The organism is Emticicia aquatilis (genome assembly GCF_014644295.1).
Lineage (GTDB): Bacteria > Bacteroidota > Bacteroidia > Cytophagales > Spirosomataceae > Emticicia > Emticicia aquatilis.
In genome coordinates, this window is sequence record NZ_BMKK01000004.1 from 199323 (window position 1) to 223663 (window position 24341).

The following is a 24341-nucleotide window of genomic DNA, read 5'->3' on the forward strand; positions in this document are numbered from 1 at the left end:
ATATTGCATGGCTTTTCAAATAAAAAAATCTATTGCTGAAGTATAATTTTTCTAATATTATCTCGGACGACCACCACCCGTGGTTGGTTGCTGAGTTGCAGCTCCACCATCACCTTCGCCAGCTTTAGCATCGTCATTACTTACTTTTTTCTTGCTACGGAACATACTTCCTCCGTTGAAATCCATTTTACCAAACATATAGTTGATTGAGAAACGGATACCACGGTTATAGATATTTCTTACGTTTGTAGTTTTGTAAGTCGGGTCACTTGATTCACTTGTGATTTTAAGTGCTTTCGTAAAAGGGTTATCAAGACCGATATTGAAACTTCCTTTCTTATTTTTGAAGTCTTTTTTCACACCTAAATTATAGAAACGGAATGCTCCTTGATAGCCTTGTAATTGAATTTGGCGACTACCCATAAAACCAAATGCTTGAGCTCCCCAACCTTTAGTAAAGGTATATGAAGCATTAAAGTTTACGTTTGCATTCCAACCTTCGTTTTGAATCGCAACAACCGAGTTCTTATAAGTATTATCAGCTTGCAATACAGGAATCACGATTGTACCGCTCAACAAATTGTTTGTAATATTCGTACCTCCACCCAAACGTAAGCTTTTGGTAGGTTGTAAGTTCACGAAAATACTACCACCATAGAAGTTAGTTTTACCAATATTATCAAACGTTGAAGTAGTGATACCTTGCTCGTTTACTGACCTTACGCTTGTGATATTATTATCAGTGAATCTTCTAAATACCGAAACATTGATTGAGTTAGCTTTGAAGAATGTACTATAATTCAACTCGAAGCTATGACTTAACTCAGGTTTCAACAATGGATTACCGTACGAAATATTCAATGGGTCTTGGTAGTTAACAAACGGATTCAAGAACTCAAGTGAAGGGCGTTGAATTCGTTGCGTATAGCTACCTCTAACTTTATGATTTTTCGGAAAATCTTTAGAGATTGATAAACTCGGAATAACATTGTTATAAGCTGGAATCGTAATTGGTTTATCCGATGTCTGGAATTTAGCCGTAATCTCAGTTCCCTCGTAGCGTACACCAGCTTTGATACCCCATTTCTTAGGTAAAGAAATAGTTAAAGTTGAATAAGCTGCCGCTACATCTTGGTTATAGCTAAAGTTATTCGTACGACTCGGTTGAATGATGTACTGCCCTGATTGTGTATCATAATTAAAGAAATCAAAGTTACTTGTTACATCACGGATGATATACTTCGCTCCAATTTCAAAAATATTTTTCTTGAAAGGATAGGTATAATCTAACTGGAAAGTTGTTTCGCCATTTACACCATCATTATTACTTTTACTAAATGGCAAACCCGAACGAGAGTTCGTAAAATCGGTTACTCTGTCGTTACGACCATGTTGTGCCAAAAACGCCAATTCGTGTCCTTGTTCTTTAAAAGTGCGAGTATAGTTAAAGTCAACATCGATACTCTGATTGCCACGAATATTCTTAGAATCTTGAGTAAATTGTTGTAAGATTGTTCCAGAGATATTCTTCAATAAACTTGTTTGTAAACCCGAAGTATTGAAATTACCTAAGCCAAATCTTGCACTCAAACTCATTGAGTTTTTAGGATTTATATCATAATCAATCGTAAGTTGTGAATTAGCAAACAAGCGTTTTACATTGTTTTCATCCGATTGTTTGAAATTTGTTTCAATACCTCTTACAGAAGAATTTCTTACAGTTGAACCATCGCTCGGCGTGTTATACGAACTATTTCCGCCGAAATTCAGAGCAACTCCCACTTTCTTCTTACGTAAGTTTACGTTTCCAAAAGCATTTGCACCACGCCAGCCTGCACCAGCATTCACAAATCCAGTTAAGCCCTGAAGATTATTTTTCTTTGTAATGATATTAATAATTCCTGCGGTTCCCTCTGCATCATACTTAGCTGATGGTGAAGTAATTACCTCAACTTGTTTAATCATATCAGCAGGAATCTGCTTGATGGCATCGGCCACATTTGTAGCCAAAATACTCGAGGGCTTATTATTAATCAAAACCTTGATATTACCACTTCCACGCATCTGAACGTTTCCATCCATATCAACCGTTAACATCGGAACTTTACGCAATACATCTTCTGCGGTTCCACCTTTACTTGTAATATCTTTATCGGCATTATACACCAAACGGTCAACTTTATCTTCAATTAAAGCAGCCTGACCTGTCACTGTTACCTCAGCTAAAACTTTAGTATCAGTTGCCATTAGCATGTTTCCAACATTGACTTCTTCCTTATTGGCCTTGATTTCAACTTTGGCTAAAACTGCATTTTTATAACCAATAAACGAACCAACCACTTTGTATGTACCTTTCGCCAAGTTTTTCACCGTAAAAGCACCATTCATATCGGTCATTGCACCATCGACAACTTTATTGTTTTTGTCATATACCGCAACCGAAGCAAACTCAACAGCTTTATTAGTCGTTGAATCTATCAATTTTCCAGAAATTTTTGCCGAACCTCTTGGAATTTCTTCTTGTGGAATTTGCTGTTGTTGCATTGGATTCATCCCTGGGAATCCGCCGCCACCCATACGCATACCACCACCACCACCGCCGCCACCAGGAAATTGGGCGAACGTAACACTAACGCATCCTACAATTAATAATAGAAGTAAATTCAGTTTTTTCATTTAGTTGAGTTTTAAAATAATAGCTGTAACAGCACTATGATTTTTGTCTAAAATCTTGAATAAGTACAAAATTACTGCTTATTTACCCTTTGAGAACTAAATATTAGTACCAAAAGATTTAGATAATTTACAATCGCTTGAAAAGAGTAGACGAATGCCACTTAATAATAGACATGAAAAATACAAAATTGTGATGAATGGCAATTAGATGAGGAAAAATTGGGCAGAACGATAACTTTCGGAGGAGTTCAGTTACTTTTCAATTTGATATTTTCTGCGAGTTGGGTTAATCAAAAACTTTTTGTGCGAAGTAAAACTTTCGGGGTGCATCTGAGCAAACAGATACTTCCATTCATCAAATCTTTGTGGTTCAGATTTTTTGAATTTATCAGCATCTATCTTTTTTGTTATCAAATATTCTTCAAAAGTCATTCTTTTTCGAGAGGAAGAAAGTTTATTTGCAAAACTATCTACTATTTCTCAATTTTATAAAAAATATTCTACTTTTTTCAAATTTGCCCTCATAACCCTATGTTCAAATATCTCTCAATCATTTTTATAAGTCTATGCTTTAGCTGCCAAAACAAAGCTGTCATTTTTGAAGATAAGAAACTAAAGGGAGTTTGTTTTGTGGCTCCTCCTCGTGAAATTGAGGCAACTGAATTTGATAATGTAAAAAACATTCACGCCGAATGGGTTGCCCTTACGCCTTACGGCTTTACTCGTGACGGAAGTCCAGAATTTAGATACAATAAATCATCTGATGGGCATTGGTGGGGCGAATCGCCAAAAGGTGTGAGCGAATGTGTACGAATGGCCCACGAAAAAGGCTTGAAAGTGATGCTAAAGCCGCACGCTTGGGTACAAAGCAGCACGGGCAGTACTTTCACGGGTGATTTAGACTTCAAAACCGAAGCTGAATGGCAAACTTTCGAGAAAAGTTTCGGAGAATATTTGCTCGACTTTGCCAAAGTTGCCGATTCAACCAAAGTTGAAATTTACTGTATTGCTACCGAATTTGAGAATTTCGTAGAAAAACGACCTGATTTTTGGCATAAAATCATCAAAGATATAAGAAGCGTTTACAAAGGAAAATTAACCTACGCCGAAAACTGGGACTGCTATGATAAAGTGCCATTTTGGGCAGAACTTGATTTTGTGGGAGTTGATGGATATTTCCCATTGGCCGAAGAAAAATCACCTTCTTTACAAGCTATCAAAAAAGGTTGGGAGAAACACCGCACCGGCCTAGAAAAATTCAGCAGAAAAATCCAAAAACCAATTCTATTTACCGAAATCGGCTATCAAAGCACTGATTTTACTACCCAAAAGCCTTGGGAATCTTACTCAAAACATCCCGATAATGATGCACTTCAAGCCGATGCTTATAAAGCTTTTTTTGAAGAAGTTTGGAAAGAAAGCTGGTTGGCAGGCTGTTTTATCTGGAAATGGTTTCCTGACTTAAAAAGAGAAAATGACGAAGGAAGAAAACATAAATTCAGAGATAAATACACCCCACAAGGCAAAATTGGCGAGGTAGTTTTGAAAGAATATTTTAAGAATAATTAAAACCTAACCTGTATTATACCTATGAAAAGCATTGCTTTCATTTCAATTTTAGCTTTTTCACTTGCCTGTCAATCAAAAAAAGGAACAACACAAAAAGAAGTATCAACTGACACCATAGCGACAGCTACCACTCAGAATGTCGATAAAACAGAAGAATTTATAACCTTTGGTTTTAGTAACGAAAATGGTGATAAAATTTTAGCTTTTGAGGATGGAATATCACCAAGAGAACTAACTCAAACTATTGATAAAAATGCAGAAGTAACGCCAATCAAATTCCTAAAAACACAAGCAGGCAATGAGAAGGGCATCAATTTAGTTGCTCAGAATATTGATAATTGTAAAGGTCAGTTGTTTAGTATGCTAAATGGAGATAAAGTTAATCCCAATGAAACAGTTGTTCTCTTCAACTATAATTTTGCTGTAAATCACAAACCTGTACTTCTAAAAAAAATAGAAACACCTATTTTGGTTGATGAAAAAATCAAATTACTCATTGCAAAAGATAAAAACCGTAAAGTGAAACAGGCATGGGAAATTGCCCATTTAGCTGAGCGACAAAAAGCATATTTAGTCATTTTTGAACCTAAAAAAGACAGTGTATTAGCAAGTTTAGTCATCGGTGGTACATCATACATATACAGAGACTATCCAGCCAAATACGATGCAGGCTCAACTTGGCGAGTAGATGATGGTGGAGAATTTCCGAATGATGCCATTAAAATCATTGGTGCATTTATGAATAACAAAAATGAAATCGAAATCATCATCGACTGGGCTGGTGCCGAAGGTGCAAATATAGAATACGCAAAATCCAACAAAAATAAATTTGAAACCATAAAAGAAGCTTCAAGATATTGGGGAGCAATGTAGAAATATGAAGAAAATAATAGTATTTATTAGTTGTTTTATCAGTATAAGTAGTTTTTCACAACAAATAGCCACCAAAAACATTGAACCTTCAATTTTACGAAAAATAGTTTCGGATGATGCCATAGTAGATAAGGCACTACAATTTGAAGATAAAAATGGCAAAAATTATTTAGTTGCCACAACCCTACAAAATAGGTCAGACGAATGGGTGACGAAAGCAATTTTAGTTCAGCACTATGTCGAGAAAAGCAATAAAGAACTTTTTTTGCTCCGCCAGATAACGGATAAAGAAGAACACTGTGAATTTGATAACGACATCCAATTGCTGCCAGAGTCGCTCCGAATTACTGATTTGGACAAAAATAAGTATGCCGAAATCACATTTCTCTACAAATTAGGATGTCGCAGCGATGTTAGTCCAATTGGATTAAAACTAATGGTTATCGAAAATGGCAATAAAGCCGCTATCAGAGGAAAAACCCTACCTCGAGGATTTGATTTTCCGAAAGAAAAAGTCGCAGATAGCTCATTTAAAAAACTTTCCAAACCAATTCAAGACCAAGCCAATAAACTTTGGGATAAATTCTCTCCTGAGTTTTGATTTGACCCGCATAAATTAACAAACGTCGGCAAGGTTTTGAACCTTGCCGACGTTATTTTGACATTTTTTCCTTAATTTTGCACTCGTTTTAAAAAATTAAGATTCAAAAATGTCATTTACTGAAGAGTTGCACAAACGCCGTACATTCGCCATCATTGCCCACCCTGATGCAGGAAAAACCACATTGACTGAAAAACTACTCCTTTTTGGCGGTGCTATTCAGACTGCGGGTGCTGTAAAATCAAATAAAATCAAGAAGTCAACGACTTCTGACTTTATGGAAATCGAAAAGCAACGTGGTATTTCGGTGGCAACATCGGTTATGACTTTTGAATACCGAGCTTTAAAAATTAATATCCTTGATACACCTGGTCACAAAGATTTTGCTGAAGATACTTACCGCACGCTAACGGCTGTGGATAGTGTAATTCTGGTAATTGACTGCGTGAAAGGTGTAGAAGAGCAAACCGAAAGGTTAATGGAGGTTTGCCGAATGCGTAAAACTCCAGTTATCATTTTCGTAAATAAAATGGACCGTGAAGGACAAAATCCATTCGATTTATTAGATGAATTGGAGCAAAAATTGAGTTTACGAGTTCGTCCAATCACTTGGCCAGTAAATGGTGGCTCAAATTTCAAAGGGGTGTATCATTTACTCGAAAAGAAAATGAATCACTTTGCGGTCAATAAAACTCGTTTGGAAGATGATATTGATGTAATTGAGTTAGAATCAGAGGTTTTAGACCAAAAAGTTGGAGCAAAAGATGCCGCACAATTACGTGAAGATGTGGAGTTGATTGATGGAATCTATGATACTTTCGATAAAGAAGCTTACTTAAAGGGTGATTTAGCTCCTGTGTTTTTCGGAAGTGCCGTGAGTAATTTTGGTGTGATGGAATTGCTCAATACATTCTGTGATGTTTCGCCACTACCTGTGCATCGCATGACCGACAAACGAATGGTTGAACCTGACGAAAATAAATTTAGTGGTTTTGTATTCAAAATTCACGCAAATATTGACCCACGTCACCGTGATAGAATTGCATTCTTACGTATTTGCAGCGGAGAGTTCAATCGTGGGAAATTCTACAAACACGTACGCCTGAACAAAGAAATGCGTTTTGCCAGTCCATTTGCATTTTTGGCTGATAGAAAAGACGTTGTAGAAGATGCTTACCCAGGCGACGTAATTGGTTTATATGACACTGGTACTTTCAAAATTGGTGATACACTTACCGAGGGCGAAGAATTTCAATTTACTGGTATTCCGAGTTTCTCTCCTGAGATTTTCAAAGAGGTAATCAACAAAGACCCAATGAAATCGAAGCAGTTGGAGAAAGGTGTGCAGCAATTAACCGATGAAGGAGTTGCCCAGTTATTTACGATTCAGCCGGGAAATAGAAAAATTATCGGAACTGTTGGTGAACTTCAATTTGAGGTAATTCAGCACCGTTTATTGAATGAATATTCGGCAAGTTGCGTTTTTGAAGCTCGTCCGTATTCAAAAGCATGTTGGATAACTTGTGAAGATAAAACCAAATTAGCTGAGTTTATTCGTCTAAAAAGTAATTTCATTGCTTATGACAAAGATGAAAACCCAGTATTTTTGGCCGAAACTGATTGGATTCTACGAATGAATATTCAGAATAACCCTGATATTCAGTTTCATACTACATCTGAGTTTAAAACTGCTTTGCAGTATTAAAAGAGTTTTGAATTCTGAGTTTAGAGTTCTGAGTGTACTTAAACTCAGAACTCTCTCAATACTTCACTTTTATTCCGTGATAGATTTCTTGTTCTTGGTAATCTTTTCGGAGTGGATGCCCTTCCCAGTCAGCTGGTAAAAGTATTCTTCGCAAATCGGGGTGCCCGACAAATTCAATTCCAACTAAATCATACGTTTCTCGTTCGTGCCAATCGGCCGTTTTCCAAATAGGTGTCAGCGAATATACTTTTGGTAATGGCTCCCCATCTTGATTGCGTGGCACTTCCACTTTTAATACAAAACTATGTTCGTAAGGAATAGATGTTAGATGATAGACGACCTCAACAGTTCCGACAGTTGGGCCATTATCAATACCTGTAATACAAGCCAAAAAATCGAAATAGAGTTTTGGCTGAACGTGCAGAAACTGGCACACCTCCAGCAAACGTTCGTTGGGTATTGTTATGCTATGCTGTGGCGAAGTCAAATCTTCTTTCAGAATGATTTCTTCACCAAACATATTGATTATCAATTCTTTAATTTCACTAAAGCTCATCTCGATTCCTTAAAAAATGTTAATTTAAACAAAAATAGCAGTTTTTGTTCAGAGTATGTTTAAACTATTGCCTTAATATTCGCTCTAATTTGTGTAAGTGTTCATTATTAAAACAATATACTACAATGAAAAAAGCAATTTTTGTAACACTATTAATGGCTGGTTTGGGCTTTGGAACTTTCGCACAAGATGCAAAACCCGCTCACAGAGAAAGACCTCCACACGAAAAAAGAGCTGACAGAAGAGGAGCAAGATTCACCGCCGAAGAACGTGCAGAAGTATATGCCAAACGTATGCAAAAAAATCTAAACCTTACCGACGAACAGTACAAAAAGGTTTTGGCAATCAACCTCGAACAAGCTAAAAAACAAGAAGAATTACGTGCCGCTCATAAAGCTGAAATGAAGGCAACTCGTGAAAAAATGAAGGCAAATCATGAAGATTTGAGTAAAAAATATGAGTCGGTACTTAATCCTGAGCAATTAAAGAAATTTAAAGAAGAACAGGAAAAACGTAAAACTGAAATGCAAGAAGGCCGAAAAGAAAGAAGAGGTAGAAGGTAATTTCGGCAACTAAAAAATATCTGGTAGAACGTCCAAACTGGACGTTCTACCAAATTAAATATCAATTTTGTTGAGCCAATAAATAAAGTACGGCCATCCTTACGGCCACTCCGTTTTCTACTTGGTCGAGAATGATTGAATGATGCGAATCGGCCGCATCAGATGTTAATTCTACTCCTCTATTGATTGGGCCGGGGTGCATCAATACAATTTCTTTGTTTAATTCATCAAGCATTTTTTTGTTGATACCGAAATACAAAGAATATTCTCTCAACGATGGGAAATACTTGATTTGTTGGCGTTCGAGTTGAATTCGTAATACGTTTGCCACATCACACCATTGAAGAGCATTTTGAACATTATGCTCAACTTTTACGCCAATTTCTCTAATATATTTTGGCAGAAGCGTATTGGGTCCACAAACCATCACTTCGGCACCGAGTTTTTGTAGGCAAAAAATATTTGATAATGCTACACGAGAGTGAAGAATATCTCCAATAATAGCAATTTTCTTACCCGCTAAATCTCCGATTTTTTCTTGCATCGAAAACGCATCAAGTAAAGCTTGCGTTGGGTGTTCGTGCGTGCCATCTCCTGCATTTACGATATTGGCTTTGATGTGTTTCGATAAATAATGTGGAGCTCCAGGGCTGCTGTGTCGCATCACGACCATATCGACTTTCATTGCCAAAATGTTATTGACAGTATCGAGCAGAGTTTCACCTTTTTTTACCGAACTACCTGATGCTGAGAAGTTTACGACATCGGCCGAAAGGCGTTTTTCGGCTAATTCAAAGGAAAGTCGGGTACGGGTAGAATTTTCAAAAAAAACATTAGCAATCGTAACATCACGCAGAGAAGGAACTTTTTTAATCGGTCGGTTGATAACGTCTTTAAATTCTTTAGCTGTTTCTAAAATCAAATTTATGTCGTTGGTCGTAAGGTCTTTTATTCCTAGTAGATGCTTTGTACTAATTGATTGCATTGTGTTTTTGTGAAGAGTTTTGCAAAGTTAAACAAAAAAGTTTTTATAGTTTTGACAACTTCTCAAAAGTTGTCAAAACTGATTATTTTTTGTAAATCAGTCCAAAAACTTGGGTAAGATTTCACTACTACGTTTGGTTCTTCGATTGTCACATCTATCATCATTGCCAACGGTGCAAACGCCATCGCCATGCGGTGGTCGTCGTATGTGTGAATGGATAATGGATAATTAACAATTGATAATGGCTGACTGCTTTTTACTTTATAAGTTGTATTTTTTTCAACTTCCACCAAATCGCCGCCAAATTTTTTCAATTCGTTTTGAAGTGCCAAAACTCGGTCAGTTTCTTTGATTTTAAGGCTTTCAATACCTGTAAATGTCGCTTCGATTCCTTTGGCAGCACAAGTTACGGCCACGGTTTGAGCAAGGTCTGGACAATTCGTAAAATCCCAATTTAAGGTAGTTTCGGCAGGAATTTTAGTCAATAATACGCCATCGGCTGTAAATGTACTTTTCACACCCAAATGACTCATAATATTCACAATATCACTATCGCCTTGCAATGAATTCTCTTTCAAGCCAAGTAGTTCGACTTGTGTATTTTCAAACTCAGAAAGTGCTACAATACTATACCAATAACTCGCTCCCGACCAATCAGACTCAACTTTATAAGTAGTTGACCGATAAACACTTGGTAATACTTTTATGGTCTTAGCTTCCCAATTAGCATCATAATTTACATCAAAAGCTTTCATTTGCTCAAGTGTCATTTTGATGTATGGAATGGAACCTAAATCGCAAGTTAGATTGATGGTTAGTCCTTGTGGCAACGTTGGAGCAATCATCAACAAAGCTGAAATGTATTGACTACTTACATCGCCACGAATCGTCACTTCGCTTGATTTTTGTTCGGCAAAACCTTTAATATGCAAAGGCGGATAGCCTTCTTTGGCAAGATACTCAATTTCTGCACCGAGCGTACGAAGTGCATCAACCAAAATCCCGATTGGACGTTCGCACATACGTGGCGTGCCAGTCATGATTTTGTTTTGGTTCGTTGCCGTAAAATAGGCCGTCAAGAAACGCATCGTTGTGCCTGCATCAATCACATCGGCTGTTTGGTCGGTTGATTTCAACAGACGAATCATGGTTTGTGTATCACGTGCCGTAGAAAGATTCAATAAATTTTCGCTACTGTCTTTTGCTAAAGCATTGATGATTAAAGCTCGATTGCTTTCAGATTTTGAAGAAGCTAAGGCTATTTTTACGTCGAAAGGGCTGGTGCTTTTACGGAGGAGTATCTTATCCATTAATTTGCTTTGGTTCTGTATTCGGTCGCAAAGATAAAAATAAACTCGTAAAATGTAGGTCAAAAAAATGCTTTTAAATTAAAGCCAACCTTGTTCGATGGCTATCTTGACCGCCTCGGCTTTACTATTGATGTCGAGTTTTTGATAAATATTTTTGATGTGCGTTCGCACCGTGTGCGGGCTAATAAACATGGCATCACTTATATCTTGATATGTAAACCCTTTAGCAAAAGCCGTGATAATTTCGATTTCTCGTTTCGATAGAATCTCTTTTTTTGAGGCATTTCCTGTTGTAACTGGCTCATTTTCAATATTATTTACAACTGACACAGCAGTCCCGCTCTTGAATAGATAGTTTTTTACCTTAAAAAACATAGCTATTGAAAGTATCACTAATTCAATCAGAAATCCGAGAAGATATACGTAAGGTTGAACTAACCATAAATTAAAAATATGATTGAAGTATTGTGAAATTAAGTATAACAGTATGGCAGGCACAACAGCAATTAAATAAATCATTGATAGATAGTTTTGCCGAACGCTCATAAAAACGTTCACAAAAAGCATTAGAATAGAAAAGATGAGAAATCCTCGACCAAACCAACCATAAACTTGCAGGAAAGTATCTGAAACGAATGACAACCAGAGAGGAGAAAACACAGCAAATATCAATGAAATGCAAAAGAACGATGCTAAAACACGTAAACTCCGCTCAAAAATTGGCCGATTAGCCAATGAAACCTTTGTGAAGGCCATCACAAAAAGTATATTCCAAAATAAAAAACTATAAGTAAAAAGATGAGAGAGGTCGAAAAAGCTGTTTTTTATGAGATTTATGGGCAGGTATTCATACAAATATCCTTCGAGATGAAAAAAAACCATGATGATTCCTAAAACATAGAATCCATAAAAATGAAAAATCCGCAGCTTTAGGAGTAAGCCAATTGTAAAATTGATGACTGCAATGAGCGTAAAAACACCAATGATAATTCCCCAAAATAAGTTGACTTTACGGTCGTTTTGCTCAAAACTTTTCTGTGTCCAAATAATCAGCGGAAATTTATTGGTATTCAAAATGGATTTACCGTGTAGATAAATGGTGTAATGCTGACCAGCTGAAAGTTTTAATGGAAAAACAAAATCTCGGTGATGATAAGGCCGAGCATCGACTGAACTTGTTCGACTGAGATGTTCGTATGCTTGAATTATCCGTTTATTGTGAACTAAATAAAAACTTAGGTCATCGAAAACAGAACTATTTATTTGTAGTAAATACTGATTATCGACCAATGCTTTCACATCAAATTTTAGCCAAGCACTTCTTTTTCCCCATCCAAAATTTGGTATATCTATCACTGATTTTTGCCACCACTGAGGTTCAGATTTCAGAATTTCAGTAATATTAATCGAATCAGAAAGGTCTTTTATAGTATATATTATCTCACGAATTTCTTTTTTTTCTACTTCTTTTGGAAGCACAACAAAATCTTGCCCGAAGGCAAAAATTGGTAGCCAAAGCAATAGAAAATAACGCATATAAAACATTTTTTGGCTCAATTTAAGCAAAATACTACAAATGAGGTATTGAAAGTGATGATATTTTATGGGTGTTTTGTAGCAGTTATTACTTGACGAGGATTTGTATGTCAAACTCAAAAATAATATTCAATGAATTGAAAACACTGCTCACGAATCAGAATTTTTTGATTATCTATGAGCAAATATCCGAAAACGACTTGAATATTTTTTTTGCAGCTTTAGAGACATTGTTTTTACTGAAAAAGGTAAAGCTTCAAAAAGAGATAAACTCCAAAATCTATTTAGCCATGCTTCATCAGAAATTTAAAAACACTATTCACCTAAACTCTCCGCCGAGTTGGCAGATTCGAATCTTAGTCATATTCGGCAAAATCTTAGGATTTCGTATTCCATGAACTCAATAAAATATCTTATGAAAACTATTCTTTTTATACTTTTCTCGGTTTATGCCTTTGCACAAATTGGCACAAAAGTTCAAACTTCCAAACCTCAATTAATAGGAAAGTGGAGCAATAATGAATTCGGTTTTGCGATGGTCTTAGAACTCAACTCCGACGGAAGCGGAAATTTTGATGGCGAAAGAATTTCTTACACAAGCACGCCCTCAACCTTATCCGTCAAACAAGATGGTGAAACAACGATTTATAAATATCTACTACAAAACAACAAACTAACGCTTTCGGGCGGAGATTTAGATGCACCCATCACATTTTCAAAAGGTACAAGTTCGGTTAACTCAACTCCAAATATAACTACAAATGCTAATGCAGATATTCCCAAAACGAGTGCAATTGCCCCAGCAAACTTATTAGGAACATGGTCAGTCAATGGAGAAACAGTTGTGTTCAAAAATGATAAAACTGGAACTTATAATGGCAATCCGTTTAGATATTCAGTGGCAGGAAATACTCTTACTACATCTGGTAATACTGGTACGACAGTTTTCACATTCGCCGTTAACGGTAACTATTTGACGCTCATAGGTGGTGGAGTTAATGTGGTCATGCAACGTGGCAATGCAAGCAATTCACAATCAAACACTTATGGCAAAAGTTCGGGTGGAGGAATAGACCAAAGTATTGTTGGCAAATGGTGCTGGGCTAATACATCTTCAACTTATTCGAGTAGTTACAATAGTTCAAAATGTATTGTTATTAATGCCAATGGAAGCTACGAATATTATGCCGAAGGCTCAATAAGCGGCTACGGTGGCGGTGGTTACGGCGGTTCGTCGAGCCAAAGTGCCGACCGAGGCACATGGCGTCTGGAAGGCAATAGAATTCACGTTCAGTCGCAAGCGGAGGGTTATAAAGTCTATTCGTTTGAAAAACGGAATCATCCAAAAAATGGCGACCCGATGATAGTAATTGATGGAGATACTTATGTTTCGTATTACCAAAAAGCACCGTGGAGATGAGCCTACCAGCCTATACAAAAAAGCCCAAAACATTTTGGGAGAAAAACTTCGCCAGTATTTTTATTGGAGTTGGTTTTACTTTGATTGGAATTACAGCATTGATTTTTATTGACCAGTATTTATTTTTTACGAAAAGTAAAGAAACCGTCGGTAAAGTTATTGGCTTTAAAGTACCGAAAAACAAAAGTTTACCAGTTCCAATTATTGAGTATTTTACGGCTGAAAATATCAAGTACGAATACCAACACACCGAAGGCACAAGTCCTTCAAGTTATCGAATTGGCGAGCAAGTAAATGTTTATTATAATCCCGAAAACCCAACAGATATTAATTTAGGATATAGTTTTTTTCCTATAACAATTTTGTTGTCTTTTGGGCTAATTTTTAGTGTATTTGGCATTTCATTTAGAAATAAAAACCAAAACTCATGAGCAAAAATGACCCACTCAAATATGTACTGTTTATTTTCCTCTCGATTGGAATTTTATTTAGTGCATTGGCTTGGTATTTCTATAAAAAACAAGCTAATTTTACAGAAACTGCCATCAAAACAACAGGCAAAGTTGTCGATTTAAGAGTAAGCAGAAAAGGTAGTAAAGCCCCAATCGTAGAGTATTTTGACGCCAAACAACAACAGCATCTCTACTATCATGATGTTTTCACAAGACCTTCGAGCTACTCAGTAGGTGACGAGGTTGAGATATTTTATTCGCCAATAAATACAGAAGATGCTCGACTAAGCCAAGACTATGTTCTGATACTTATTTTTGGTATTTTAGGTGTAGTTTTTATTACAGTTTCGGCGATTTGTATCAAAGTATTTGGGTGGCCATCAAATGGTGGCCATCAAAATGATTGAAAGACTCTCAGTCGGTAATTTTCGGTAATTCTTCTGCTCCTAAATTGGTTAGAAACAATCGTAAAAAGTGGCTGAGCAACTGTGAGTGCTGCGGCTATTGGCCACTTATTATTTTGCAGCGGAGAAACACCCCAAGCAGCCCACTCAAAAACTAAATATCCAAAAGGCGAAAAAGTCTGCCAACCAATACCAATCTTGCGTTTTGGTCTTTTGTAGATTTTAGTTACTTCATCGAGTTTTATTTCTACATATTCATAACGATTCGTGGTTTGGTTGAGAGCTGTCACTACAAACGAAGAATCCTTCACTTCATAAATATCATCTTCAAATACAAAACCATCTTTAGTCTTGAATCTAATCAGATTTCCAACGTAAAATCTATCTCTTGTATTTAGGCGTAGATTCTCAACTACTAAATATTTTTCCTTATTAATTAGTGCATATGTACGATTAGGGTCTTTTTTGAGGAGCAATTCCTCGACTGTTTGAGCCTGACGTAGATGAAAGTCTTGAGCATGGTTTACAAATGAAACCATAACTAAGATAGTTAAACAGATTATTCCTTTAAGTTGTAGATTTTTTTTCATCATTTTTCTTTACCTAACGGCTAACAAAAAGCGACCGAGCGTCGGCCACCGTTGCACGATTTACCTAACCTAATTATTCTTTTACTGATACACCACCCGAAACAATTAGTTTCATCACTTCGGCACTCGGCATATCGAGCATTTGTATGTTTTCTTTTGGCACAAGCATCAATTCACCCGAAAAAGCATAGCTATGCGGAAAATAGACGGCAACCATATTACTAACGCCCAAACTCGTCAAATCATTTTGTGTAATGAAACCTATTTTATGCACACCCGCTTCTTTGTTGAGCAAAACTATGGCGGCTTGTGTGAATTTACGTTTATCGCCCACAAAAGCAGAAATCAAGTCTTTAAAAGCAAAATAAAAAATACGCACCAATGGCAGATGTCCAATAGCATTTTCGATAAGGTTTTGAATAGTTTGAGGCAAAAGCACCGAAAACGTAAAGCCCGTAACCATTGTTCCTAAAACAATAATCAACGAACCTAAACCCGGAATTATCAAGTCACGGTTAGGGTCACCAGTCGGGATACGGATTCTGATAATATTATCAACAAAATCAAAAGCTCCTAATAATATATAAATTGTAAAACCAATTGGTGCAACAAATAGTAGTCCTCTTACGAAATAAGAAAGTAATCGGCTAAGTATAGTTCTTTCGGGCATATTAAATAATTTTAGATAAATTAGCACGTTTTATATAAATTACAACATTTTCACACTGTTAAAAGTTTTTCTAAACACAAAACAACCGTTTATTTATGAAAAAAATCATCCACCTAATTCTCATTTTTGCTGTATCTACTCAAGTTTTTGCACAAAAGCTCAATGTTCCAATCCCCAATAATCCTGCCGTAAAAGTTGGAACATTGAAAAATGGATTGAAATATTACATCCTGAAGAATGCCGAACCGAAAAATCGTATGGAACTACGTTTGGTAGTCAATGCAGGTTCTGTTTTGGAAACTGATGCTCAACAAGGGCTGGCACACTTCTTAGAACACATGAATTTTAATGGAACAAAAGAGTTTCCAAAGAACGAACTTGTGAATTTTCTGCAAAAATCAGGTATGAAATTCGGAGCCGACTTAAATGCTTCAACCAGTTTCGACGAAACGATTTACCAACTTCAAGTACCAACCGACTCAGCAAAATTATTTGAAAGAGCGTTCCAAATTTTGGCTGATTGGTCGAATTATGCAACGCTTGATACTGCCGAAATCAACAAAGAAAGAGGTATTATTTTGGAGGAAGAACGTACAAGAGGCAAAAATGCACAATCTCGTATTCAACAAAAACTTTTGCCAATTTTATTTAATAATTCTCGCTACTCTTCACGCCTTCCGATTGGTAAAACAGATATTTTAAAAACATTTCCTCCCGAAGAAATTGTAAAATTCTATAAAGATTGGTATCGTCCAGATTTAATGGCAGTTGTAGCAGTCGGTGATTTTGATGTGGCTCAAGTTGAAAAACTAATTACCGAAAAATTTACTGATATAAAAACGCCTAAAAGTGCTCCTAAACGAACAAAGTATGAAATTCCGCCATCAGCAGGCACGCAAACTTATCAGATTTTAGATAAAGAGATTCCTCAATCTACCTTCCAAATGTTTGCTCGTTTACCGAGAGAAAAAACTACTACGCAAGCTGATTATCGCACAGATATTGCCGAAAATCTTTTCAATCAAATGATTAGCACTCGATTACAAGAGGCTTCAAAGAAACCAAATGCTCCATTTGTGTTTGGAATTATGGGTTACAGTCCATTTTTGGGAGGTTTAGATGTTTTCCAAACGATTGTTTTGCCTAAAAATGCAGATGGAATGGAAGCAGCCATCAAATCTATGATTGACGAACAAGAACGTTTGAAACGTTTTGGCTTTACGAAAGGTGAATTAGAACGTGCTAAAAAGGAATACATGGTGGGTGTTGAGAAGAGTTTCAAAGAAAAAGATAAAACTAAATCGGCTGTTTTTGTGAATGGATTAGTTCAAAACTACCTTCAAGGAAGTGCTTTTACGGATGCGACCTTCCGCTATGAATTTGCACAAAAACAACTCGATGGCATTTCGCTCGATGAAATCAATGCGATTATCAAAAAAGTAATCAAAGAAGAGAACCGAGTTGGAATAATTGTAGGTTCGGAAAAAGACAAAGATAAATTACCAGATGAAGCAAAGCTTAAAGGACTCATCAGTTATAAAAATCCTGATTTGAAACCTTATGAAGATGAAGCTGTATTGACACCAATTTTGGAGAAAATACCAGAAGGTACAAAAGTAGTTTCGGAAAAGAAAATTGATGAAATCGGAGTTACTGAACTTGTTTTTGGAAACGGTGCGAAAGTAGCTCTAAAACCAACAAATTTCAAAAACGACCAAATTGTATTTTCAGCAAGTAGCAAAGGTGGTACTTCACTTTACAGCGATGCAGATTATTTTTCTGCCGAATTGGCCTCTACGATTGTATCCCAAGGTGGGGTAAGTAAATTATCAGATACCCAACTCGAAAAAGCTTTGGCGGGTAAAGTGGCTCAAGTTTATACATATATCGGAGAGTTGACCGAAGGAATTGGTGGAAGTACAACCCCAAAAGATTTAGAGACAGCACTCCAACTAATGTATGCGTACGTTACTCAACCTCGACGTGATGATGAAGTAGTGAAGAATTTCTTGAAAAACGAAAAAGAATTATTGACGAACTCTATCAAGACACTCACACCTGAAAAAGTTTTTGGTGATACTGTTACAACGGTTCTTTATCAAAATCATTTTCGTCGAACGCCAAACAAACCAGAAGATATTGATAAAGTAAATATCGACCGTGCCATTGAAATTTACAAAGAACGTTTTGCCGATTTCAGTGATTTTACTTTTGTTTTTGTTGGAAGTTTTGAAATTGAAAAAATTAAACCTTTACTCGAAAAATACATTGGTGGCTTGCCTTCTACCAGACGTCAGGAATCATTCAAAGATTTGGGAATTAGCAAAGTAAAAGGCAAAGTTGAGAAGAATGTATATAAAGGCTTAGAAGATAAAGCTCGTGTAAGCTTACAATTCAACGGTAACTTTGATTATTCGGAAGAAGAATTAGTAAATTTAGATGCTTTAGCCGAAGTTTTAGATATTAAACTCACCGAAAAACTCCGTGAAGAAGCAGGTGGTGTTTATACACCAAGTATTCGTTCATCGTACGAAAAGCTTCCAAAATCGACATATAATCTTACGATTTCGTTTGGTTGTTCACCAGCCAATGTTGATAAACTCGTAAAAATCACTTTAGATGAAATTGCCAAAATCAAAGCCAATGGCCCAGAAAAAGTTGACGTTGAAAAAGTAGTTGCCGAAGAAAAACGTGAAGTAGAATTACAAGTAAAAGAGAATGGTTTCTGGAATTCTTATCTACTTGACCAATATTCTGATGGTGAAGATTTGAACTACATCAATCGCTACCAAAATCAGTTGATTGATAAAATTAGCATCGAAAGTGTAAAAAAAGCAGCCAATCAATTCTGTGCTGAAAACTTTGCTAAGTTTGTACTTTTGCCTGAGAAAAAGTAAGATAATAGTAATCATTCTTCAAAGCTCCTTCCTCATCGAAGGAGCTTTTTTTATGTATATAAATCTCTTTCTATCAATAAATTACTTCGTAATTTGACCATTCAGTAAATTTCCCAACCGCTCAGTAAAACTTGGATTTAAAATTTTGGCTCTAAAAAAACATCGCTATACTTTTAAGGTGTGATATCTTATTAAAATCAATTACTCCTTTATTTAAATACATTATACCATGAAAAAAATTATCCTTACTTGTATTGCAATTGCATTTGGTGCAAATGCAATTGCACAAAGCACGCTCATTACTCCAGGCAATCAAGAAAGCAGAAATTTTGCCCCTGATTTAATCTTGACGAGTACTAATATTCCAGAATTACGAGGGCAAAGGTCGGCTGGAGTTTTGGCAGCACCTACCGCAGTTACAAACAATTCATCTCTTTTACAAGTGAATGCCTTTGGACATACTGGTACAGGTTTTTTTAATGGTTCACAAATTAGATTTGCAAGTACAGAAACATGGACACCAACAGCCCGTGGAAGTGATATTGAATTTTCTACAACTCAAAATGGTACAATTTCTTTTTCTGAAAAAATGAGAATATTGGGTAGTGGATTTGTTGGAATAGGTACTTCATCTCCGTCTCAAAAGTTAAGTATTGCTGATGGAAATTTGGTGCTTCAAACAAGTACAACTGATAAGGTATTAATTCAGAGTTCAGGAACTGCATCCGCAGGAATGATAACAATGAGTGCATCAAACGGCAATAACTCATTGTATATTAGAGCTTCAGATGCCACCAACAAAGCGGGTGAAATCTTATTTTATGACCCAACTACCAATCTCAAAACAATGGAACTTGATGGCGATTGGAATACTACTGGAAAAAGTAGAATCGTTGTGGATGAGCTGCAAATTACTGGTGGTGCCGATTTAGCTGAGTATTTTAAAGTTGATTCAAAAGTAAAAGTTGAACCGGGAACAATTCTTTCGGTTATGTCAGATGGTAGTGCAAAACTTCAAATTGCAGAAAAAGCATATGACCATAAGGTGGTTGGTGTAATTAGTGGTGCAAATGGCGTCTCTCCTGGCTTAATGTTACAACAAAAAGGTGTTGCATCTGTTGACGGCGACTACCCAATTGCTATTACAGGCAGGGTTTATGTAAAAGCCGATGCTACTAAATGGTCAATTAAAGCAGGTGATTTATTGACTACTTCTGATATGAAAGGCTATGCAATGAGGGCCAAAAACTACAAAAAGGCACAAGGGGCTATTATTGGAAAAGCTCTTACCGACTTAAATGAAGGTACAGGTATGGTTTTGGTTTTATTGGGTGTTAAATAAACAAAATTGACTCATGAAAAATATACTGACATTTATATTGAGTTTAATATTCTTGATAACTTACTCGCAGGATATTAATAATCCTCAAATAGTAGAAAGTGTGCCTGAAAATATACGAATCGATGCTACATTATATAACATTGGGAAATTGGCCGCCACAAACAGAGCAGCCGCCGAAACTCAAATGTCTGACACAGGACTTAGGATGCGTTCGGGAACTAATGGTGAAAAGCTAATTAACGTAGAAGTAGTCTATAAAAACGATTACAATGCCACAAAAATAGAAGCAGATATTGATAAAAATTATCTCGAGAATCTTGGTTTTAAAGTGGAAACTTTATGGAAAAATCGAGCAAGTATTTGGTTAAATGCTGATGAGATAATGGCTTTAGGCTCAAAACTTGATAGCAGACATTTTATGTTTGCTGTAAGAAAAATTCTTCATGACAATGAAGGTCCAACAACGATGAACTCAGATAGTTATTCAGGTGTTGGAGGTAGCGGTATTCGAGTTGCTATTATTGATAGCGGTTTTGGTAGTTTATCAAGTGCTGTATCTGGAGGACATTGCCCAACACCAGCCTATATGTGGAGAAATGGCTCACAAGTTGCTACAGTAGCAAGTATGACTTTAGGTGATGTACATGGAACTGCCTGCGTCGAAACAGTATATGACCATGTTCCTAATGCTACTTTTGAGCTTTATGATGTAGGCAATGATACAGAAAAAGGAGCTGCCGTTAATCTTTGTCAAGCACATGGTGTTAAAGTTATTTCGATGTCATTATCAACCTATAATACTGGTTGGGCAGATGATACAGGAGCAGCTTGTGTTGCAGCCAACGATGCTGGTAGCAGTGGAATTCTGTTCTTTACTTCATGCGGAAACCGTGCCCAAACTCACTGGGAAGGTTCATTTAGTGATTCTGATGCAGACAATTGGCATAATTGGAGTGGAAGTGATGAACAAAATAATCGTACGGCTGGTCCTGGCGATTATATCAGAGCCTCTCTTTCTTGGAATCCTGTTGCAAACTCAGATTACGATGTATATATCTACAGAGCATCTGATAATACTGTATTAGCTTCAAGTACAAATTCTGGGTTAACTTTTGAGGATGTTGGCTGGACAAATACTTCAGGTTCAAGTGTTTCAATATATATAGCCGTGAAAAAAATTGGTAGTGCAAGTCCTACTTTTGAGATTTTCAGTCATGATGATGGAAGTGCTTACCAATACCAAGTAGCAAGTGGTTCAAATACATCTCCTTCAAACTCAACCAATGACAATGTATTATCAGTTGGTGCAGTTCCTTACACAAGTTATGGTTCTGCGGCTGGAACATCAGGTATAATAGCCAGTTACAGTAGCCAAGGCCCAACAAACAGCGGGAACTTAGCTCCAGCCATTAGTTCAGCAACAAATACAACAACTTTTGTATATGGAGGTAGTTTTGGAGGGACGAGTTGTGCTACTCCAAATGCAGCAGGTATGGCCGCAGCTTTTTGGTCTGGTAACTCTTATTTGGATGGCACTGGGGTTAGACAGATTCTCTTAAAAAAAGCTCAAATTTACAAAGACTGGGGAACATCAGGCGTTGATTATATTTATGGAAACGGAGGTGTATTTTTATACGATTATGAAGCCAACACCAGATATATGTATAGAGGAGCTAATAATACAACTGGCCTCACTACCAGACCATTCTATACTTTTGCTCAAGCTCAAACGAATACACCTAACAATGGAAAAGTTGTCATTTTAGGCGGAACTTATGGAGAAAATCTTGTTTTAGGTGCAAGTGGAGGGCTAAATAAAAAAATTCGATATTTAGCACTTAAACAAACAGCTTATGCTGGTTTATAATATTTCAGGTATAAAATGCTCAATTATAATGATTGAGCATTTTAAAACTTTTGCATTCATGGAAACTTTCAATAAAATACATGTTGGCAGTAGAAAATATTTATTACCCGAAGAAATGCTTCACCTTGAATCGGATATAAATTATACCATAATATCTCTTAAAGATGGGAAGCAAATAATTACGGCCACCACTCTCAAAAAGCTTGAAAAAAGGCTTTTGCCATTCAAAAACTTTATTCGAGTCAATAAATCTGCAATCGTGAATCTTGATTATATAAAACCCATTGATGATACTTTTACGTTATCAAATTTAAAAAAAGTGGCCTTTTCACGCCGACGTGGGAAAATCTGGAAAGAACAACAGGTGGCGTAAAACAAAAGAGGAACTTAGAAAAAGTTCCTCTTTTGTTTATCCTTCCATTTCCAACATTTTTGCTTCCCACAAATCGTTGGCTTTCTTTAATTCTACTTTTACTACTTCATAATCAGCATTGAGCTTTTGTAGTGCATGATTGTCAGAATAATTGCTTGGGTCGGCAAGTTTCCCTTCTATCGTTGCCAACTGATGCTCTAAATCCGTGATTTTTGCTTCAATTTCAGAAATTTCTCTTTCAAGTTTCTTTATCAGATTTGCATTCGCTGCCGGTTTCTGTGTAACGGTTTCTACCTTCTTTACAGGTTGTGAAGCACTGGCTGCTGCCTGTTGATTACTGGCAACTGACTTTCTATTTTCTTCGTACCATTCTTCCCATTCATCATACGTTCCTGGATATTCTTTGATTTCGTAATCTTCAATGTACCAAATTTTATTGGCAACTTGACTAACAAAGTGACGGTCGTGAGAAACCACAACGTAAGTGCCTTCGTATTGTTCGAGTGCCTGAATCAAGATATTTACCGACTGCATATCTAAGTGGTTGGTAGGCTCATCGAGTAGCAAGAAATTAGCTTCCGAAATCAGTACTTTTGCTAATGCCACACGAGATTTTTCGCCTCCCGAAAGCACTTTAATTTTCTTGAAAACATCATCTCCATTGAACAAGAAACACCCCAAAACCGAACGTAACTCAGTTTCAGATTTACCACCATCGGCATATTTCAGTTCTTCCAAAAGAGTTTCTTCTAAGTGCAAAGACTCCATTTGGTGTTGGGCAAAAAACGAGAAATTCACATTATGCCCCAACTTTCGTTCACCAACTATATTTTCGTCTCCCGCAATAATTCTTAGCAAAGTCGATTTTCCTTTACCATTGGCCCCAATCAGTGCAATTTTATCGCCTCTTTCAATGGTAGCTGTGGTATTTTTCAAAATTACTTTTTCGCCGTAAGCTTTGCTCACATCTTCGAGAGAAAATACATTTCTACCTGGGTTTACGCCAAACTTAAATTTAAAGTGAACACGGGCAGTTGCATCAATCACATCGTCAATTATCTCAAGGCGATTAAGTGCCTTCACCCTCGACTGTACCTGACGAGCTTTAGTTGCTTTGGCCTTAAAACGTTCAATAAAACGCTCCGTTTGACGAATCTGAGCTTGTTGATTTTCATAAGCTCCTTTTTGAATTTCATTACGAAGTGCTTTTTCTTCGATATAAAACGAGTAATTCCCCGGGTATGAGACCAGTTTTGCACCAGTAACTTCAACCGTAGTATTACAAACATTATCCAAAAACTCTCTATCGTGCGAAACAACCACAACGGCATTTTCGTAATTCAAGATATATTTTTCAACCCATTGAATCGAAGGTAAATCCAAGTGGTTGGTAGGCTCATCGAGTAGCAATAACGCTGGTTTTTGCAAAAGTAACTTAGCCAGCATTACACGCATTCGCCAACCTCCCGAAAACTCTTTCAAAGGTTTTGATAATTCTTCTGTTTTAAAACCCAAACCTTCTAAAATCTCCTCAGCTTTCGATTGAATTGTATAACCACCCAAATGGTCGAATTCTTCCTGTAATCGCCCGAGTTTATCTACTAATTCATCTTTATAATCTACCTCCATCTCGTGTAGCACCTTATCTATTTCGGTTTGGAGATAATTTTCACGCTCGAAAGCCTGCATAGCAACCGCCAAAATTGAATCTTGGGTTTGATACGAAAGCAAATCTTGATTCAAGAACCCAATCGAACAGTCACCTGCCTTTGAGATACTTCCAGCATCAGGTTGGTACTCTCCTACTATCAAACGCAAAAGCGTTGATTTTCCCATTCCGTTTAAACCGATTAGACCAATTTTATCTTTTGGTTTTATTTGCAAATTCGCACCGTCAAATATCGGTCTTCCACCAAAATAAAACGATAAATTACTGATTGTAAGCACTTTGT

21 protein-coding genes are annotated in these 24341 nt (G+C 36.7%); 12 read left to right on the forward strand and 9 right to left on the reverse strand.

Annotation, left to right across the window (positions count from 1 at the left end; translation table 11 throughout):
* Window positions 1-57: 57 nt before the first annotated feature.
* Window positions 58-2676, reverse strand: coding sequence for a TonB-dependent receptor (locus IEX65_RS10980; RefSeq protein ID WP_188766106.1), 2619 nt, complete (start codon window positions 2674-2676; stop codon window positions 58-60).
* A 252-nt stretch (window positions 2677-2928) separates the two neighbouring features.
* Window positions 2929-3108, reverse strand: coding sequence for a hypothetical protein (locus tag IEX65_RS10985; RefSeq protein WP_188766107.1), 180 nt, complete (start codon window positions 3106-3108; stop codon window positions 2929-2931).
* Window positions 3109-3207: 99 nt separating this feature from the next.
* Between IEX65_RS10985 and IEX65_RS10990 the strand changes: the two genes are divergently transcribed.
* From IEX65_RS10990 to IEX65_RS11005, 4 genes are all read left to right on the forward strand, one after another.
* Complete coding sequence (locus tag IEX65_RS10990; protein WP_188766108.1) at window positions 3208-4245, forward strand: glycoside hydrolase family 113; 1038 nt, start codon at window positions 3208-3210, stop codon at window positions 4243-4245.
* Window positions 4246-4266: 21 nt separating this feature from the next.
* Window positions 4267-5118: a hypothetical protein gene (locus tag IEX65_RS10995; RefSeq protein WP_188766109.1), complete on the forward strand. Its 852-nt coding sequence runs from the start codon at window positions 4267-4269 to the stop codon at window positions 5116-5118.
* A gap of 4 nt (window positions 5119-5122) precedes the next feature.
* Window positions 5123-5719, forward strand: a complete 597-nt coding sequence (locus IEX65_RS11000; protein WP_188766110.1) for a M949_RS01915 family surface polysaccharide biosynthesis protein — start codon at window positions 5123-5125, stop codon at window positions 5717-5719.
* 109 nt (window positions 5720-5828) lie between these two features.
* Entirely contained in the window at window positions 5829-7424 is a 1596-nt protein-coding gene (locus IEX65_RS11005; RefSeq protein ID WP_188766111.1) for a peptide chain release factor 3, read from the forward strand.
* A gap of 55 nt (window positions 7425-7479) precedes the next feature.
* Here the strand turns inward: IEX65_RS11005 and IEX65_RS11010 are convergent, their stop codons facing one another.
* Entirely contained in the window at window positions 7480-7980 is a 501-nt protein-coding gene (locus tag IEX65_RS11010) for an NADH-quinone oxidoreductase subunit C (protein WP_188766112.1), read from the reverse strand.
* A 125-nt stretch (window positions 7981-8105) separates the two neighbouring features.
* Between IEX65_RS11010 and IEX65_RS11015 the strand changes: the two genes are divergently transcribed.
* Window positions 8106-8543: a DUF4890 domain-containing protein gene (locus IEX65_RS11015; protein ID WP_188766113.1), complete on the forward strand. Its 438-nt coding sequence runs from the start codon at window positions 8106-8108 to the stop codon at window positions 8541-8543.
* A 61-nt stretch (window positions 8544-8604) separates the two neighbouring features.
* Here IEX65_RS11015 and IEX65_RS11020 read toward each other — a convergent pair whose 3' ends face one another.
* The 3 genes from IEX65_RS11020 to IEX65_RS11030 form a co-directional block, all read right to left on the reverse strand.
* Window positions 8605-9528, reverse strand: coding sequence for an aspartate carbamoyltransferase catalytic subunit (locus tag IEX65_RS11020; RefSeq protein ID WP_188766114.1), 924 nt, complete (start codon window positions 9526-9528; stop codon window positions 8605-8607).
* Between the two features lie 62 nt (window positions 9529-9590).
* On the reverse strand, window positions 9591-10838 hold the full coding sequence (locus IEX65_RS11025) for a 3-phosphoshikimate 1-carboxyvinyltransferase (protein ID WP_188766115.1): 1248 nt from the start codon (window positions 10836-10838) through the stop codon (window positions 9591-9593).
* A 78-nt stretch (window positions 10839-10916) separates the two neighbouring features.
* Entirely contained in the window at window positions 10917-12374 is a 1458-nt protein-coding gene (locus tag IEX65_RS11030; RefSeq protein ID WP_188766116.1) for a 7TM-DISM domain-containing protein, read from the reverse strand.
* A 415-nt stretch (window positions 12375-12789) separates the two neighbouring features.
* Between IEX65_RS11030 and IEX65_RS11035 the strand changes: the two genes are divergently transcribed.
* Genes IEX65_RS11035 through IEX65_RS11045 form a run of 3 tightly spaced genes read left to right on the forward strand, consistent with a single transcriptional unit; the run spans window position 12790 to window position 14653 of the window.
* Window positions 12790-13794, forward strand: a complete 1005-nt coding sequence (locus tag IEX65_RS11035; protein WP_188766117.1) for a hypothetical protein — start codon at window positions 12790-12792, stop codon at window positions 13792-13794.
* Complete coding sequence (locus IEX65_RS11040; RefSeq protein ID WP_188766118.1) at window positions 13791-14225, forward strand: DUF3592 domain-containing protein; 435 nt, start codon at window positions 13791-13793, stop codon at window positions 14223-14225. The genes IEX65_RS11035 and IEX65_RS11040 overlap by 4 nt, the downstream gene beginning before the upstream one ends.
* Complete coding sequence (locus IEX65_RS11045; protein WP_188766119.1) at window positions 14222-14653, forward strand: DUF3592 domain-containing protein; 432 nt, start codon at window positions 14222-14224, stop codon at window positions 14651-14653. The genes IEX65_RS11040 and IEX65_RS11045 overlap by 4 nt, the downstream gene beginning before the upstream one ends.
* Here IEX65_RS11045 and IEX65_RS11050 read toward each other — a convergent pair.
* Both IEX65_RS11050 and IEX65_RS11055 read right to left on the reverse strand, forming a co-directional pair.
* The gene (locus IEX65_RS11050; protein WP_188766120.1) at window positions 14641-15240 is read right to left on the reverse strand and encodes a hypothetical protein; all 600 of its coding nucleotides are present in this window, start codon (window positions 15238-15240) and stop codon (window positions 14641-14643) included. The genes IEX65_RS11045 and IEX65_RS11050 overlap by 13 nt on opposite strands.
* A 73-nt stretch (window positions 15241-15313) precedes the next feature.
* Window positions 15314-15910 (reverse strand): DUF502 domain-containing protein, encoded by a 597-nt coding sequence (locus IEX65_RS11055; protein ID WP_188766121.1) that lies wholly within the window; start codon window positions 15908-15910, stop codon window positions 15314-15316.
* Window positions 15911-16005: 95 nt separating this feature from the next.
* Here IEX65_RS11055 and IEX65_RS11060 point away from each other — a divergent pair, with 95 nt between their 5' ends.
* From IEX65_RS11060 to IEX65_RS11075, 4 genes are all read left to right on the forward strand, one after another.
* Complete coding sequence (locus IEX65_RS11060) at window positions 16006-18807, forward strand: M16 family metallopeptidase (protein ID WP_188766122.1); 2802 nt, start codon at window positions 16006-16008, stop codon at window positions 18805-18807.
* Window positions 18808-19036: 229 nt separating this feature from the next.
* A complete protein-coding gene (locus IEX65_RS11065; RefSeq protein WP_188766123.1) occupies window positions 19037-20149 on the forward strand; it encodes a hypothetical protein in 1113 nt (370 codons plus the stop codon).
* A gap of 13 nt (window positions 20150-20162) precedes the next feature.
* On the forward strand, window positions 20163-22016 hold the full coding sequence (locus IEX65_RS11070; RefSeq protein WP_188766124.1) for a S8 family serine peptidase: 1854 nt from the start codon (window positions 20163-20165) through the stop codon (window positions 22014-22016).
* A gap of 58 nt (window positions 22017-22074) precedes the next feature.
* Entirely contained in the window at window positions 22075-22389 is a 315-nt protein-coding gene (locus IEX65_RS11075; protein WP_188766125.1) for a LytR/AlgR family response regulator transcription factor, read from the forward strand.
* A gap of 36 nt (window positions 22390-22425) precedes the next feature.
* Here IEX65_RS11075 and IEX65_RS11080 read toward each other — a convergent pair whose 3' ends face one another.
* Window positions 22426-24336, reverse strand: coding sequence for an ABC-F family ATP-binding cassette domain-containing protein (locus IEX65_RS11080; protein ID WP_188766126.1), 1911 nt, complete (start codon window positions 24334-24336; stop codon window positions 22426-22428).
* Window positions 24337-24341: the final 5 nt, after the last annotated feature.